Here is a 12,759-nt window from a genome sequence, read left to right on the forward strand (position 1 = left end):
CGGCTCAGGGCCAGCTCGCCAAGGGCCCGGCAAAGCGCTGGGGCTCCAGCAGTTGGATGCCCTCGGGCAGTTGTTCGCGGTCGTGGGGGCCCAGGTAGCCCCAGGAGACCAGAAAGCAGCGCACCGCCTCTAGCCCCGGTGTGCGGCGCACGGTTTCCAGGGTGACCCGCCGGTCCTCGACAAACCAGAGGGGGCGGCCCTGCTCCCTGAGTCGCAGCAGAACCTCTGGCTTGCTCCCTTGTTCGTGGCCGTAGACCGCCTGGGGATGCAGGCCGTAGCCCGTGAGCAGCTCCCGAGCAAAGTTCCCACCTTTGGTGGTCAGCACCAGCCAGGGGCTGCCTTCGCTCTCCAGGGCCCGCAGTCGCTCGGGGATGCCTGGATAGGGGCTGTGCAATGCCCTCCAGCCGCTGGGGTCCTGCTGGATCGCTTCGCTGCGGAGGTCCTCCAGGGCGCTTTGGAGCTGCTCCGCTGAAAAGCCCCAGCGCGCCAGAGCCGTTTGCGTGTGCTCTTCGTAGGCGCTGACGTAGTGGCCGACGTCGAGATCGCTGCGGGAGAGCTCCAGGGCCACGAGGACCATCTCCCAGCCCTTGTGGATCAGTGGTCTGAGGGCGCCGAAGGCCTCCGGAGCCCCTTCCGGCAGGTGGCACTCGGGCGCCAGGAATTGGGCGGCCCTGCGGGCGCTCCACCAGTACTCGCGCATCCCGTCGACCAGGACGCCATCAAAGTCAAAGACCAGCAGTGGTTGGAGGCTCATGACGCTCCAAAGCCCTTGCGGTGGCTTGGATCTTGTGAAACTGGGCCGCTAGGATTCGAACCTAGGAATGGCGGGACCAAAACCCGCTGCCTTACCACTTGGCGACGGCCCAACGCGCTGCTTGCGAACCCCCAGGAACTGGCGGTGTCATCAGCACTCAGATAGTTACCCACAACGGGTCGACCTTCGTCAATCTCACTGGGCCATCTCGGCCGAGTGGCTCAGCGGGGGAAGAGCCGTAGGCGCAGCTGGCTGCCACTGCCGAACTCGGCGGAAGTCAGTTGGTAGCGGGCCGCCAGTTCCGCTTGCATCCGCCGGATGGCCTCGGTGCGGGGCAGTAACTCCACCGGCTGCCCCTGGGGCAGGACGACCTGCTCGACGGCCAGGCGGCATTCCTCGAGGGCTTCGAGCGCATCGTCTCTGGAGCTGGCGGCTGCGGGGCGTGCCGCGGCATTGGTGGCCTCTGGGCGATCCTCTCGGCGCTGCAGCAGCCTCTCCAGGCCCCGTTGAATCTGGGGCAGGGTGTCGGCCTTGATCACAAGGATCGGCAGGCCTGCATCCTGGGCTCGCCGGCGCAGCTCAGGGCGCTGGCCCAGTTGTTGCCGCGCCGCCAGAACGACGTCGGCCTCCTCCACCGCTTCGACCAATTGCACGGGGAGACGCCGGCTGCGGATGGCCTGGTCAATCAGGGGTTCGCTCAGCCCTGCATTGAACAGATGCAGGGGTGCGCTTGGCGTCTCGGTTGGCGGGCTCGCTTCCGGATCCGGGAGGGGACGCAGGGCGAGGTTGGGCTGCGCTGAGACTCCAGCTGGTTCCTGGATGCGCCGAACCGGTGCGGCGGCGGGGGACGGCCGGGGGCTGGCCTTGGGCGCCAGCGGCTCACTCAGCTGCAAGCGCCCCTGGTCATCGAGCTGCCGGACCTGGGGCCGCGGCAGTTGACCGCGTAGCAGGAGGTCCACGGTGCGGGCGACGTCGCGATGCACGAGCCAGCGGTCGCGGCTGTGCATTTCCACCGCCATGGGGAAGGTGGGTTCGGCGGCGCGCTCGAGGACGGTCTTTTGCGTCCGTCGCCGCCGGGCCTCCTCGTCGCCGAGGGTGACGGATTCGATGCCCCCCACCAGGTCGCTGAGGGTGGGGTTTTTGACCAGATTGGCGAGCTCGTTGCCGTGGGCCGTGGCCACCAGCATCACGCCCCTCTCGGCGATGGTGCGCGCCGCCTGGGCCTCCAGCTCCGTGCCGATCTCATCGATCACGATGACCTCGGGCATGTGGTTCTCCACCGCCTCGATCATCACCTGGTGCTGCAGCTCCGGCCGGGTGACTTGCATGCGCCGGGCCCGGCCGATGGCGGGGTGAGGGATGTCCCCGTCGCCTGCAATTTCGTTGCTGGTGTCGATCACGACCACCCGCTTGTCCAGCTCATCGGCCAGAACTCGCGCAATCTCTCGAAGGGCGGTTGTTTTGCCGACGCCTGGGCGCCCCATCAGCAGGAGCGACTGACCGGAATCCATCAGGTCCCGGACCATGGCCACGGTGCCGAAGACCGCTCGGCCGACCCGGCAGGTCAGGCCGACGACGTCGCCGCTGCGGTTGCGAATGGCGCTGATGCGGTGCAGGGTCCGCTCGATGCCCGCTCGGTTGTCGCCTCCAAAGGTTCCGAGTTGTTCGACCACCGCCGCCAGGTCGCTGCGCTCAATCGGGTTCGCCCCAAGGGGGACGGCACGTCCCGGGTAACGGGCCTCAGGGATCCGGCCGAGATCGAGGACGACCTCAAGCAATTGCTCACGGGCTTCAGCTGAGCCCAGGGCACTGCGCACGGCCTCGGGCAAGACCTCGAGCAGGCGATCGAGGTCGTCCGTGATGCGTTGCGGGCTGATCGGTGCTGAAGCCATGGGGGCGTTCTAGCGATTAGCGCTCCAGCCAGGGTTGGATGAGGGCGATCACGCTGGTGCTGGCGATCGCTTCGAGCTCGGGAATGTCCCTCAGGGGCTGCCCGCGCTCATCGGCTTCCTGCAGCCAGGGTTGCAGCAGGCTGCGGGCCATCCCGCCAAAGGCAACACCGGCTGCCCGGTGGCTGGGGCCCAGGAGCTCAATTGTTTTGCCGTTGGTTCCCCCGGCCAGTTGCAGCGGGCCTGGCGGTGCCCAGGGGGCGATCGCCTCCAGCAATTTCACGGCGGAGCGGGCGGTCCCCACTCCGACATCCCCGCTCATGGGACGACCATCGAGCTGCCAGAGCGGCCGGTAGCCCGCCTGGCGCAGGGCGCCAAAGCGCTGCCAGAGCTCCCTGGCGAGCTCCCGGCTACTCAGGGGTGTGGTCTCCTGGCTGCCGGCGCCCCGCTCGAGTCCGCAGCTGATCGCCAGGCGCTGAAGGGGCACACCGCTGGCCTTGAGCTGGCTCAGGCGGGCTTCGAAGGCGCTCTGCCGTCCCGCCTGGGTGTGCAGTTCAACCGCATCCGGGTTGATGCTTCGGAGGAGTTCGGGGACCGCTTCGGCGCTGAGCCACTGCTGCTGTTCATCGATCAGGCCCAGGGGGCAGGCGGGCAGGCAGCGCCCACAGCCATAGCAGCGCTCAGCCTGGACGCCGCCGTGATCGCCAATGGCCAAGGCCGGGCAGACCTTTTGGCAGGGCCTGGGGCAGTCGCTGGGACAGCGGCTGGGGTCAAAGCTGGCCTTGCGGAAGTGGGGGTCGGCGCCGTCGCTGAGGCTGACCATCAGCCAGGGGCGCTGGGCACCCCGGGCCACAGCCCAGTCCACGCCGCGCCTGGCGGCCTCCGCAACGCCCGTATCGGCGGCAATGTCGATGCAGTGGATGCCCGCTGCGGTGTAGAGCGCGCAGAGGTCTTCGATGGCCGCCAGGTCTTGATTCCCGGCGCCGCAGATCAATTTGACCCAGCGGCCGTTTTGAAGGGCCGCCTCTGGGGTCAAACGGTTGCGGTCAGCACGGAGCTCAGGGGCTGCCATCGCAGGGCACGGGCGCCGCCCATCTCCACGACGATCTTCAGGCGGGGCTCCCGTTGGGTCAGGTTGATCAGCGACTCGAGCTCAGCGGTGGAGAGGACCTGCCCCTCCAGCAGCCAAAGCAGCACAGGGGCGTCGCCCTCAAAGAGGTGTCCCAGTTGTGGGGTGGCCATTTGCACCTCGCCAACGGCCGCGCCGCGGCCAACGCTTTGGTGCCCGAGGTGGGGAGGACGCACGCCGTGGGACTGCAGAAGGAAGGCTTCTGGATCCCCCAGGCCGCGTGCGGAGGTGAGCTGGGCCCGGTAGCCAGCGGCGCGCATCCGGCGCAGCAGCCTGGTCTCGGCGCCACCTTCTAATGGTGCGTAGAGGGCCAAGGCGCCCGCCCGCTCCAGCTCCTGGCGGAAACCGCGGCCGGTGAGCAGCAGGGGCATGGGGGCGGATCAGCGCTTGCGGAAGTCTGGCAGCTGATCGCAGGGGAAGGGTGTTATGCGCTGGGGTATGGTGTTCGCTTGTGCAATTGCAACTGTGCCCGTCCGCTAGCCGGGCCTCCAGGGCAATGCACAAGGTCGCCAGTGGTGGCGGCCTTCCCGGGCCCGTGTGGCTCTTCTGAGTCGCCGGGATACTGCTCAACCTTGAAGACGCCTTTGGCTTCTTCTTCTGAGCAAGTCCCAGCCCCCACTGATTCGAGTCGCTAGCTCCGCCGCATTGGTCCACTGCAGTTCCGGGTTAACCGGAAATTTCAGCTCCATCGGTTTCTTGCGCCACTCGATTCAGTCACGCCACTCCCTGTGAGTGGTGGTCCAGCTGGCGTATCTCCCTCCTTATGTCCATCGGCATTCTTGGGAAGAAACTGGGCATGTCCCAGTTCTTCGACGACGAAGGCAGGGCCATCCCGGTCACCGTGATCGAGGCAGGTCCTTGCCGCATTACCCAACTCAAAACCGACAGCACCGACGGCTACACCGCCGTTCAGCTGGGCTTCGGTGATATCCGCGAAAAGCTCGTCAGCAAGCCCGCTAAGGGCCACCTGGCTAAGTCGGGCGACGAGCTGCTGCGCCACCTGAAGGAATACCGCGTTGACTCCGTCGACGGTCTGGAACTCGGTGGTGACGTCACCGTGGCCGCCTTTGAGGCGGGCCAGAAGGTCGATGTGAGCGGCGACACCATCGGTCGTGGTTTCGCTGGTTACCAGAAGCGCCACGGCTTCAGCCGCGGTCCCATGACCCACGGTTCGAAGAACCACCGCGAGCCTGGCTCCACCGGTGCGGGTACGACCCCCGGCCGCGTGTACCCCGGCAAGCGCATGGCTGGTCGCTACGGCGGCAAGCAAATCACCACCCGCGGCCTCACCATCCTCAAGGTGGATGCTGAGCGCAACCTGCTCGTGGTGAAAGGCTCGGTTCCCGGTAAGCCCGGAGCCCTGCTGAACATCCTCCCCGCTAAGCGGGTGGGCGCCAAAGCCGCGAACTGAGGAGGACAGAGATGGCTAACTGTGTTGTTCGCGACTGGCAAGGCAAAGAGGCCGGCAAGGCCAGCCTTGACCTGAAAGTCGCTAAGGAAAGCTCCGCTAACGATCTGGTGCACCGCGCTGTGGTGCGTCAGCTCGCCCATGCCCGTCAGGGCACGGCCAGCACCCTCACCCGCGCTGAGGTGGCCGGCGGTGGCCGCAAGCCCTACAAGCAGAAGGGCACCGGTCGCGCCCGTCAGGGTTCGATCCGGACCCCCCTGCGTCCCGGCGGTGGTGTGGTGTTCGGGCCGAAGCCCCGCACCTACAACCTTGCGATGAACCGCAAGGAGCGTCGCCTGGCTCTGCGCACTGCGCTGATGAGCCGCGCCGCTGACATCACTGTGGTGAAGGGCTTTGCTTCGGGTCTTGAAACCCCGAAGACCAAAGAAATCACCGCTGCCCTGAGCCGCTTCGGCATCGCCGCTGGCTCCAAGGTGCTGGTGGTGCTGGATGCCCCCAGCGAGGTGGTGCGCCGCTCGGTGCGCAACCTCGAAAAGGTGAAGCTGATCGCCGCAGATCAGCTCAACGTGTTCGACCTGCTCCACGCCAATTCCTTGGTGGTGAGCGAGGAAGCACTCGCGAAGATTCAGGAGGTCTACGGCGATGACTGAACGCTTTCAAGGTCGCCTGGCGGATGTGATCCGTCGGCCCCTGATTACTGAGAAGGCCACCCGCGCCATCGAGCTCAATCAGTACACCTTTGAGGTGGACCATCGGGCTGCCAAGCCCGACATCAAGGCTGCCGTTGAACAACTGTTCGACGTCAAAGTCGTTGGTGTGAGCACCATGAACCCCCCTCGCCGCTCCCGCCGCGTGGGCCGATTCGCCGGCAAGCGTGCCCAGGTGAAGAAGGCTGTGGTTCGCCTTGCCGATGGCAATGCCATCCAGCTGTTCCCTGAAGCCTGAGGGGTCTGAAGAACTATGGGAATCCGTAAGTACCGCCCCATCACCCCCGGCACCCGTACCCGTGTCGCCAGCGATTTCGCTGAAGTCACCGGTCGTGGTCGCGAACGGGGCCTGGTGGTGGCCAAGCACCAACGCAAAGGTCGCAACAACCGCGGTGTGATCACCTGCCGCCATCGCGGTGGTGGCCACAAGCGCCTCTATCGCCTGGTCGACTTCCGCCGCAATAAGCATGGTGTGGTCGCCAAGGTGGCAGCGATCCACTACGACCCCCACCGCAACGCCCGCCTGGCTTTGCTCTTCTACGCCGATGGCGAGAAGCGCTACATCCTGGCTCCGGCTGGCGTGACCGTGGGCTCCACCGTGGTCTCCGGCCCCGATGCTCCGATCGAGACCGGCAATGCCCTGCCCCTCTCGGCGATCCCCCTGGGCTCCAGCGTTCACTGCGTTGAGCTCTACGCCGGTCGCGGTGGCCAGATGGTTCGTACCGCTGGTGCCAGCGCTCAAGTGATGGCCAAGGAAGGTGACTACGTCGCCCTCAAGCTGCCCTCCACCGAGGTGCGCCTGGTCCGTCGTGAGTGCTACGCCACCCTCGGCGAAGTGGGTAACGCTGAGGTTCGGAACACCAGCCTGGGCAAGGCCGGCCGTCGCCGCTGGCTGGGTCGTCGCCCCCAGGTCCGAGGCAGCGTGATGAACCCCTGCGATCACCCCCACGGTGGTGGCGAGGGCCGCGCTCCGATCGGCCGTTCTGGCCCTGTCACTCCTTGGGGTAAGCCTGCACTGGGCCTCAAGACCCGCAAGCGGAACAAACCCAGCAATCGGTTTGTGCTCCGGAAACGTCGCCGCACCTCCAAGCGGAGCCGTGGCGGACGCGATTCCTGATCAACCTCACCGCTTTGCTGTTCGTTTAAACCGCTATGGGACGTTCACTCAAAAAAGGTCCGTTCATTGCCGACAGCCTTCTGCGGAAGGTTGAAAAGCAGAACGCCGCCGATGACAAGTCCGTGATCAAGACCTGGTCACGTGCTTCCACGATCCTGCCGATGATGATCGGCCACACCATTGCCGTGCACAACGGCAAGGCCCATGTGCCCGTCTACGTGACGGAGCAGATGGTGGGCCACAAGCTGGGGGAATTTGCGCCAACGCGCAACTTCCGCGGCCACATCAAGGACAAGAAAGGAGGCCGCTGAGGACATGGCAAACACCTCATCCACGACTGCCCAGGCACACGGCCGCTATATCCGCGGTTCCGTGTCCAAGGTTCGCCGGGTTCTCGACCAGATCCGCGGTCGCAGCTATCGCGACGCGCTGATCATGCTCGAGTTCATGCCCTACCGCTCCACCGGACCGATCACCAAGGTCCTGCGCAGCGCTGTGGCCAACGCCGAGCACAACCTGGGTCTCGATCCCGCCTCTCTCGTGATCTCTGTCGCTACGGCTGACATGGGTCCGGTGATGAAGCGTTATCGCCCCCGTGCCCAGGGTCGCGCCTACGCGATCCAGAAAAAGACTTGCCACATCAGCATTGCTGTGGCTCCTGCCGCCTGACCCCCGAGGACACCGATCGATGGGACACAAGATCCATCCAACCGGCTTGCGCCTGGGGATCACCCAGGAACACCGGTCCCGCTGGTACGCCCCCAGCAAGACCTATCCGTCTCTCCTGAAGGAAGACGATCAGATCCGTAAGTTCATCCACAAGAAGTACGGCGCCGCTGGCATCAGCGACGTTGTGATCGCCCGCAAGGCCGATCAGCTTGAGGTTGAGCTCAAAACTGCCCGCCCCGGCGTTCTCGTCGGCCGCCAGGGCAGCGGCATTGAAGAGCTGCGCAGCGGCATCCAAAAAACCATTGGTGACTCCGCCCGTCAGGTGCGGATCAACGTGGTGGAAGTGGAGCGCGTTGACGCTGACGCCTTCCTGCTGGCTGAGTACATCGCTCAACAGCTCGAGAAGCGTGTTGCCTTCCGTCGCGTCATGCGTATGGCCATCCAGCGTGCTCAGCGCGCTGGTGTCCTGGGCATGAAGCTTCAGGTCAGCGGCCGCCTCAACGGTGCAGAAATTGCCCGTACCGAGTGGAGCCGTGAAGGTCGGGTGCCCCTGCACACCCTCCGCGCCGACATCGACTACGCAACCAAAGTGGCCACCACCACCTACGGGGTGCTGGGCATCAAGGTTTGGGTCTTCAAAGGGGAAGTGCTTCCCGGCACTCAGGACAAGGTGCCCGTGGGTGCTGCGCCCAAGCGCCGCGCTAGCCGCCGGCCCCAACAGTTCGAAGACCGTTCGAACGAAGAGTGATCAGGAGGCCTGAACCATGCTGAGTCCAAGACGCGTCAAATTCCGTAAGCAGCAGCGCGGCCGCATGCGCGGTGTCGCCACCCGTGGCAACACCATCGCCTTCGGTCAGTTCGCTCTGCAGGCCCAAGAGTGCGGGTGGATCACCTCCCGCCAGATTGAGGCCAGCCGCCGTGCCATGACCCGCTACGTCAAGCGGGGCGGAAAGATCTGGATCCGGATCTTCCCCGACAAGCCGGTGACCATGCGCCCCGCCGAGACCCGGATGGGTTCCGGTAAGGGCAACCCGGAGTTCTGGGTGGCTGTGATCAAGCCCGGCCGCATTCTCTTCGAGATGGGCGGTGACGAAATCACCCCCGAGATCGCCAAAGAGGCCATGCGCCTGGCGCAGTACAAGCTGCCCGTGAAGACCAAGTTCCTGACCCTGGCGGATCAGGAAGCTGACCAGGCTGCCGCCGCGGCCGCCACCACCGTGGAGTCCTGACCATGGCCCGTCCCGACATCGCCGAGGTGCGCAAGCTTTCCGACGGCGACATCACCACGCAGATCGACGACACCCGTCGCGAACTGTTCACCCTTCGTTTCGAGCAGGCCACCCGCCGTCTCGAGAACCCGCACCGCTTCAAGGCCGCCCGCATCAAGCTGGCCCAGCTGCTGACGGTGCAAACGGAGCGCAAGAGCTCCGCCGCTTCCTGATCCCCTAAGTAACCGTTATGGCAACCAAGGAAAGGGTCGGCACCGTCGTCAGCGACAAGATGGATAAAACCGTGGTGGTGGCGGTGGAAAACCGCTTCCCCCACCCCATCTATCAAAAGACGGTGAGCCGCACCAAGCGCTACAAGGCGCACGATGAGGCCAACACCTGCAAGGTGGGTGACCGCGTCCGCATCACCGAAACCCGTCCCCTCAGCCGCACCAAGCGTTGGTCCGTGGCCGAGGTGCTGAACAACAGCAGCGCCAGCTGAGGAGACCTCCCGATGATTCAACAGGAAACGTTCCTCAACGTCGCTGACAACAGCGGCGCCAAGCGCATCCAGTGCATCCGCGTGCTGGGCACCAACCGTCGCTACGCCCACGTGGGCGACGTGATCGTGGCCGCCGTCAAGGACGCCATGCCCAACATGGGCGTGAAAAAGTCCGACGTGGTCAAGGCTGTGGTGGTTCGCACCAAAGCCACCATGCGTCGCGTCAACGGCAACTCGATCCGTTTTGACGACAACGCTGCCGTGATCCTCGGCACTGACAACAACCCCAAGGGAACCCGCGTCTTCGGTCCTGTGGCTCGCGAACTGCGTGACCGCAACTTCACCAAGATTGTGTCCCTCGCTCCGGAGGTGATCTGAGATGGCGACTGCCACCCCTAAAGCCAAAGTTCAGGTGCGCGCCAAAATGCGCATCAAGAAGGGCGACACCGTCCAGGTGATCAGCGGTAAGGACAAGGGCAAGACCGGTGAGGTCCTGCGCACCCTTCCCTATGAGAACCGCGTGGTTGTGCAGGGCATCAACCTGCGCACCCGTCACATGAAGCCCACCCAGGAAGGCGAAACCGGTCGCATCGTGACCGAAGAGGCCTCCCTGCACGCTTCCAACGTGATGCTGTATTCCACCGATAAGAAGGTGGCCAGCCGCGTGGAAATCGTGGTGGAGAAGGACGGCACCAAGAAGCGCCGCCTCAAGAAAACCGGCGAGATCCTCGACTGATCTCTCTTACATCGACCTTGTCCGCCTTCTGACCAAGCCCAGAAGCGCATCTCCTTTCCCCGTCATGTCCCTTAAACAGAACTATCGGGAGAAGATCCAGCCCAAGTTGCTTAAGGATCTCAGTCTCTCGAACATTCACGAAGTCCCCAAGGTGGTGAAAGTCACCGTCAACCGGGGTCTCGGCGAAGCCGCAGCCAACGCCAAGGCCCTTGAGGCCTCGATCGAGGAGCTGGCCACCATCACCGGTCAAAAGGTGGTTGTGACCCGCGCCAAGAAGGCCATCGCTGGCTTCAAAATCCGTCAGGGCATGCCGATTGGCGTGGCCGTCACCCTCCGCGGTGACCGCATGTATGCGTTCCTCGAGCGTCTCATCAACCTGGCTCTCCCCCGCATCCGCGACTTCCGCGGTGTGAGCGAGAAGAGCTTCGACGGTCGTGGCAACTACACCCTCGGGGTGAAGGAGCAGATCATTTTTCCCGAGATCTCTTTCGACAAGATCGATGCCATCCGGGGCATGGACATCACCATCGTGACCACTGCCCGTAACGACGAAGAGGGCCGGGCCCTCCTCCGCGAGATGGGAATGCCGTTCCGCAGCAACTGAGCCCTCTTCGGACCCGACCTATGGCTAATCACGACCCGATTTCCGACATGCTCACCCGCATTCGCAATGCGAGTGAGAAACGTCATCAATCCACCAAGGTGCCTGCCTCGCGCATGGCCCAGAGCATCGCCAAGGTGCTGCAACAGGAAGGTTTCATCGCCGAGATCACCGAAGAAGGTGAAGGCGTGATGAAGCACCTGGTGCTGGAACTCAAGTACAGCGGCAAGCATCGCCAGCCGATCATCCGCACCGTGCAGCGAGTCAGCAAGCCTGGCCTGCGCGTCTACAAGAACACTCGTCAGCTCCCCAAAGTCCTGGGCGGTCTCGGCGTGGCCATCATCTCCACCTCCAAGGGTGTGATGAGCGACCGCGACGCCCGCAAGCAGGGCGTCGGTGGCGAAGTGCTCGCTTACGTCTACTGATTAGGGGGATTGATTCATGTCTCGTATTGGTAAATCGCCGATTCCCGTTCCGGGCGGCGTCACCGTCAGCCTCAACGGCCTTGACGTCAAAGTCAAAGGCCCTAAGGGCGAACTGAGCCGCACCCTGCCTGAGGGCGTGGCCATTGCTCAGGACGGCAGCACCCTTGTGGTCTCCCCCTCCAGCACCAGCCGTCGCTCCCGTGAGCGCCACGGTCTGTGCCGGACCCTCGTGGCCAACATGGTCGAGGGTGTCAGCCAGGGCTTCACCCGCAAGCTCGAGATCGTCGGTGTGGGTTACCGCGCCGCCGTTCAGGGCAAGAAGCTCGTCGTCAGCGCTGGTTACAGCCACCAGGTCGAAATGATCGCCCCCGAGGGCGTGACCTTCGCCGTCGACGGCAACACCACCGTGATTGTCTCCGGCCCCGACAAGGAGCTGGTGGGCAACGAAGCGGCCAAAGTTCGCGCCATCCGTCCCCCCGAGCCTTACAAGGGCAAGGGCATCAAGTACGCGGGCGAACGCATCCTCCGCAAGGCCGGTAAGACCGGTAAGAAGTGAGGTCTGCTTAAGCGTTTTTACCCAGTACTTCCATGTCCACCCTTTCCCGCAAGCAGCAGACACAAAAGCGTCACCGCCGTCTGCGCCGCAATCTCTCCGGCACCGCCGCGCGTCCTCGCCTGGCTGTGTTCCGCTCCAACAACCACATCTACGCACAAGTCATCGACGACGTTGCGCAGAGCACCCTCTGCTCTGCCTCAACCGTCGATAAAGAGCTCCGCAGCAACGTCACCATCGGCGCCACCTGCGATGCTTCTGTCGCAGTCGGTCAGCTGGTCGCCAAGCGTGCCCTTGCCAAGGGCATTCAATCGGTGGTCTTCGATCGTGGCGGCAACCTCTACCACGGCCGTGTCAAGGCCCTGGCTGACGCCGCCCGGGAAGCGGGCCTTCAGTTCTGATCCCTGCTCTCACCATGACCGAAACCAACAACACCCAGTCCAACGCCGTGCCAGCGGCAGCTGACGTGCCCGCAGCGGCCGAAGGTCAGCAGCAGGACCAGCGCCGTGGTGGTCGCGGCGAAGGCCGTGGCGACCGTCGCGGTGGCGACCGCCGTGGCCGTCGTGGCCAGGAGCGTGACTCCGAATGGCAGGAGCGCGTGGTGCAAATCCGCCGCGTCTCCAAGACCGTCAAGGGCGGTAAGAAGATGAGCTTCCGGGCCATCGTTGTCGTCGGCAACGAGAAGGGCCAGGTCGGCGTCGGCGTCGGCAAGGCTGGCGACGTGATCGGTGCTGTCCGCAAGGGCGTCGCCGATGGCAAGAAGCACCTGGTCAAGGTGCCTCTGACCCGTCACTCCTCGATCCCCACCCTGAGCAACGGCCGTGACGGCGCTGCCAGCGTTCTGATCCGTCCCGCTGCCCCTGGTACCGGTGTGATCGCGGGTGGTTCCATCCGTACGGTGCTTGAGCTTGCCGGCATTAAGAACGTGCTCGCCAAGCGCCTAGGCTCCAAGACCCCCCTGAACAACGCCCGCGCCGCCATGGATGCCCTGGCCGGCCTGCGTACCCACAAGGAGACCGCCAAGGAGCGTGGCATCTCCCTCGAGCAGATCTACTCCTGAG

The 12,759-nt window shown here is 64.7% G+C and carries 21 protein-coding genes and 1 tRNA gene; 17 read left to right on the plus strand and 5 right to left on the minus strand.

What is annotated here, in order from left to right; all coding sequences use genetic code 11:
• Positions 1 to 4 precede the first annotated feature (4 nt).
• The 5 genes from QZ186_RS05425 to QZ186_RS05445 form a co-directional block, all read right to left on the minus strand.
• The gene (locus QZ186_RS05425; RefSeq protein ID WP_296416103.1) at positions 5 to 754 is read right to left on the minus strand and encodes an HAD family hydrolase; all 750 of its coding nucleotides are present in this window, start codon (positions 752 to 754) and stop codon (positions 5 to 7) included.
• A gap of 40 nt (positions 755 to 794) precedes the next feature.
• Positions 795 to 866: transfer RNA gene (locus tag QZ186_RS05430), tRNA-Gln, on the minus strand.
• 109 nt (positions 867 to 975) lie between these two features.
• Complete coding sequence (locus QZ186_RS05435) at positions 976 to 2,646, minus strand: AAA family ATPase (protein ID WP_296416104.1); 1,671 nt, start codon at positions 2,644 to 2,646, stop codon at positions 976 to 978.
• Between the two features lie 16 nt (positions 2,647 to 2,662).
• A complete protein-coding gene (locus QZ186_RS05440) occupies positions 2,663 to 3,715 on the minus strand; it encodes an LdpA C-terminal domain-containing domain (RefSeq protein WP_296416105.1) in 1,053 nt (350 codons plus the stop codon).
• Positions 3,676 to 4,143, minus strand: a complete 468-nt coding sequence (locus tag QZ186_RS05445) for an NAD(P)H-quinone oxidoreductase subunit N (RefSeq protein ID WP_247479628.1) — start codon at positions 4,141 to 4,143, stop codon at positions 3,676 to 3,678. The genes QZ186_RS05440 and QZ186_RS05445 overlap by 40 nt, the downstream gene beginning before the upstream one ends.
• A 392-nt stretch (positions 4,144 to 4,535) precedes the next feature.
• On the opposite strand from QZ186_RS05445, the gene rplC reads away from it, so the two are divergent.
• From rplC to rpsE, 17 genes are all read left to right on the plus strand, one after another.
• Positions 4,536 to 5,183, plus strand: coding sequence for a 50S ribosomal protein L3 (rplC, locus tag QZ186_RS05450; protein ID WP_010314932.1), 648 nt, complete (start codon positions 4,536 to 4,538; stop codon positions 5,181 to 5,183).
• Positions 5,184 to 5,194: 11 nt separating this feature from the next.
• Complete coding sequence (rplD, locus tag QZ186_RS05455; protein ID WP_010314934.1) at positions 5,195 to 5,830, plus strand: 50S ribosomal protein L4; 636 nt, start codon at positions 5,195 to 5,197, stop codon at positions 5,828 to 5,830.
• On the plus strand, positions 5,823 to 6,125 hold the full coding sequence (locus QZ186_RS05460) for a 50S ribosomal protein L23 (RefSeq protein WP_010314935.1): 303 nt from the start codon (positions 5,823 to 5,825) through the stop codon (positions 6,123 to 6,125). Before rplD ends, QZ186_RS05460 begins: the two co-directional genes overlap by 8 nt.
• 15 nt (positions 6,126 to 6,140) lie before the next feature.
• Positions 6,141 to 7,004 carry a 50S ribosomal protein L2 gene (gene rplB / locus QZ186_RS05465; RefSeq protein WP_010314938.1) on the plus strand — a complete coding sequence of 288 codons (864 nt, stop codon included), beginning with the start codon at positions 6,141 to 6,143 and terminating at the stop codon, positions 7,002 to 7,004.
• A 35-nt stretch (positions 7,005 to 7,039) separates the two neighbouring features.
• Positions 7,040 to 7,315, plus strand: a complete 276-nt coding sequence (gene rpsS, locus QZ186_RS05470) for a 30S ribosomal protein S19 (RefSeq protein WP_010311665.1) — start codon at positions 7,040 to 7,042, stop codon at positions 7,313 to 7,315.
• 4 nt (positions 7,316 to 7,319) lie between these two features.
• Positions 7,320 to 7,673, plus strand: coding sequence for a 50S ribosomal protein L22 (gene rplV, locus QZ186_RS05475; protein ID WP_029626117.1), 354 nt, complete (start codon positions 7,320 to 7,322; stop codon positions 7,671 to 7,673).
• 19 nt (positions 7,674 to 7,692) lie between these two features.
• Positions 7,693 to 8,421 carry a 30S ribosomal protein S3 gene (gene rpsC / locus QZ186_RS05480; protein ID WP_010314943.1) on the plus strand — a complete coding sequence of 243 codons (729 nt, stop codon included), beginning with the start codon at positions 7,693 to 7,695 and terminating at the stop codon, positions 8,419 to 8,421.
• Between the two features lie 16 nt (positions 8,422 to 8,437).
• Complete coding sequence (gene rplP / locus QZ186_RS05485) at positions 8,438 to 8,902, plus strand: 50S ribosomal protein L16 (RefSeq protein ID WP_296416106.1); 465 nt, start codon at positions 8,438 to 8,440, stop codon at positions 8,900 to 8,902.
• 2 nt (positions 8,903 to 8,904) lie between these two features.
• Complete coding sequence (rpmC, locus tag QZ186_RS05490; RefSeq protein WP_010314946.1) at positions 8,905 to 9,114, plus strand: 50S ribosomal protein L29; 210 nt, start codon at positions 8,905 to 8,907, stop codon at positions 9,112 to 9,114.
• A gap of 17 nt (positions 9,115 to 9,131) precedes the next feature.
• Complete coding sequence (gene rpsQ / locus QZ186_RS05495) at positions 9,132 to 9,383, plus strand: 30S ribosomal protein S17 (RefSeq protein WP_185186182.1); 252 nt, start codon at positions 9,132 to 9,134, stop codon at positions 9,381 to 9,383.
• 12 nt (positions 9,384 to 9,395) lie between these two features.
• Entirely contained in the window at positions 9,396 to 9,761 is a 366-nt protein-coding gene (gene rplN / locus QZ186_RS05500; protein WP_010314948.1) for a 50S ribosomal protein L14, read from the plus strand.
• A 1-nt stretch (position 9,762) separates the two neighbouring features.
• On the plus strand, positions 9,763 to 10,119 hold the full coding sequence (gene rplX / locus QZ186_RS05505; RefSeq protein WP_010314950.1) for a 50S ribosomal protein L24: 357 nt from the start codon (positions 9,763 to 9,765) through the stop codon (positions 10,117 to 10,119).
• 64 nt (positions 10,120 to 10,183) lie between these two features.
• A complete protein-coding gene (gene rplE, locus QZ186_RS05510) occupies positions 10,184 to 10,723 on the plus strand; it encodes a 50S ribosomal protein L5 (protein WP_010314952.1) in 540 nt (179 codons plus the stop codon).
• A gap of 20 nt (positions 10,724 to 10,743) precedes the next feature.
• Positions 10,744 to 11,145: a 30S ribosomal protein S8 gene (gene rpsH / locus QZ186_RS05515; RefSeq protein ID WP_010314954.1), complete on the plus strand. Its 402-nt coding sequence runs from the start codon at positions 10,744 to 10,746 to the stop codon at positions 11,143 to 11,145.
• Positions 11,146 to 11,161: 16 nt separating this feature from the next.
• Complete coding sequence (rplF, locus tag QZ186_RS05520) at positions 11,162 to 11,701, plus strand: 50S ribosomal protein L6 (protein WP_010314956.1); 540 nt, start codon at positions 11,162 to 11,164, stop codon at positions 11,699 to 11,701.
• Positions 11,702 to 11,733: 32 nt separating this feature from the next.
• On the plus strand, positions 11,734 to 12,099 hold the full coding sequence (gene rplR / locus QZ186_RS05525) for a 50S ribosomal protein L18 (protein ID WP_010314960.1): 366 nt from the start codon (positions 11,734 to 11,736) through the stop codon (positions 12,097 to 12,099).
• A gap of 14 nt (positions 12,100 to 12,113) precedes the next feature.
• Positions 12,114 to 12,758, plus strand: coding sequence for a 30S ribosomal protein S5 (gene rpsE / locus QZ186_RS05530; RefSeq protein WP_010314962.1), 645 nt, complete (start codon positions 12,114 to 12,116; stop codon positions 12,756 to 12,758).
• Position 12,759: the final 1 nt, after the last annotated feature.

Origin of the sequence: Vulcanococcus sp. DEBay_Sum29NL08_54 (assembly GCF_017859255.1) — a bacterium.
In the GTDB taxonomy this organism is placed as follows: Bacteria; Cyanobacteriota; Cyanobacteriia; order PCC-6307; family Cyanobiaceae; genus Vulcanococcus.

What these genes read in the sequence shown, in the direction of transcription:
- QZ186_RS05425 (WP_296416103.1), bottom strand. Translation starts at nt 754, where the DNA reads ATGAGCCTCCAACCACTGCTGGTCTTTGACTTTGATGGCGTCCTGGTC.
- QZ186_RS05435 (WP_296416104.1), bottom strand. Translation starts at nt 2,646, where the DNA reads ATGGCTTCAGCACCGATCAGCCCGCAACGCATCACGGACGACCTCGAT.
- QZ186_RS05440 (WP_296416105.1), bottom strand. Translation starts at nt 3,715, where the DNA reads ATGGCAGCCCCTGAGCTCCGTGCTGACCGCAACCGTTTGACCCCAGAG.
- QZ186_RS05445 (WP_247479628.1), bottom strand. Translation starts at nt 4,143, where the DNA reads ATGCCCCTGCTGCTCACCGGCCGCGGTTTCCGCCAGGAGCTGGAGCGG.
- rplC (WP_010314932.1), top strand. Translation starts at nt 4,536, where the DNA reads ATGTCCATCGGCATTCTTGGGAAGAAACTGGGCATGTCCCAGTTCTTC.
- rplD (WP_010314934.1), top strand. Translation starts at nt 5,195, where the DNA reads ATGGCTAACTGTGTTGTTCGCGACTGGCAAGGCAAAGAGGCCGGCAAG.
- QZ186_RS05460 (WP_010314935.1), top strand. Translation starts at nt 5,823, where the DNA reads ATGACTGAACGCTTTCAAGGTCGCCTGGCGGATGTGATCCGTCGGCCC.
- rplB (WP_010314938.1), top strand. Translation starts at nt 6,141, where the DNA reads ATGGGAATCCGTAAGTACCGCCCCATCACCCCCGGCACCCGTACCCGT.
- rpsS (WP_010311665.1), top strand. Translation starts at nt 7,040, where the DNA reads ATGGGACGTTCACTCAAAAAAGGTCCGTTCATTGCCGACAGCCTTCTG.
- rplV (WP_029626117.1), top strand. Translation starts at nt 7,320, where the DNA reads ATGGCAAACACCTCATCCACGACTGCCCAGGCACACGGCCGCTATATC.
- rpsC (WP_010314943.1), top strand. Translation starts at nt 7,693, where the DNA reads ATGGGACACAAGATCCATCCAACCGGCTTGCGCCTGGGGATCACCCAG.
- rplP (WP_296416106.1), top strand. Translation starts at nt 8,438, where the DNA reads ATGCTGAGTCCAAGACGCGTCAAATTCCGTAAGCAGCAGCGCGGCCGC.
- rpmC (WP_010314946.1), top strand. Translation starts at nt 8,905, where the DNA reads ATGGCCCGTCCCGACATCGCCGAGGTGCGCAAGCTTTCCGACGGCGAC.
- rpsQ (WP_185186182.1), top strand. Translation starts at nt 9,132, where the DNA reads ATGGCAACCAAGGAAAGGGTCGGCACCGTCGTCAGCGACAAGATGGAT.
- rplN (WP_010314948.1), top strand. Translation starts at nt 9,396, where the DNA reads ATGATTCAACAGGAAACGTTCCTCAACGTCGCTGACAACAGCGGCGCC.
- rplX (WP_010314950.1), top strand. Translation starts at nt 9,763, where the DNA reads ATGGCGACTGCCACCCCTAAAGCCAAAGTTCAGGTGCGCGCCAAAATG.
- rplE (WP_010314952.1), top strand. Translation starts at nt 10,184, where the DNA reads ATGTCCCTTAAACAGAACTATCGGGAGAAGATCCAGCCCAAGTTGCTT.
- rpsH (WP_010314954.1), top strand. Translation starts at nt 10,744, where the DNA reads ATGGCTAATCACGACCCGATTTCCGACATGCTCACCCGCATTCGCAAT.
- rplF (WP_010314956.1), top strand. Translation starts at nt 11,162, where the DNA reads ATGTCTCGTATTGGTAAATCGCCGATTCCCGTTCCGGGCGGCGTCACC.
- rplR (WP_010314960.1), top strand. Translation starts at nt 11,734, where the DNA reads ATGTCCACCCTTTCCCGCAAGCAGCAGACACAAAAGCGTCACCGCCGT.
- rpsE (WP_010314962.1), top strand. Translation starts at nt 12,114, where the DNA reads ATGACCGAAACCAACAACACCCAGTCCAACGCCGTGCCAGCGGCAGCT.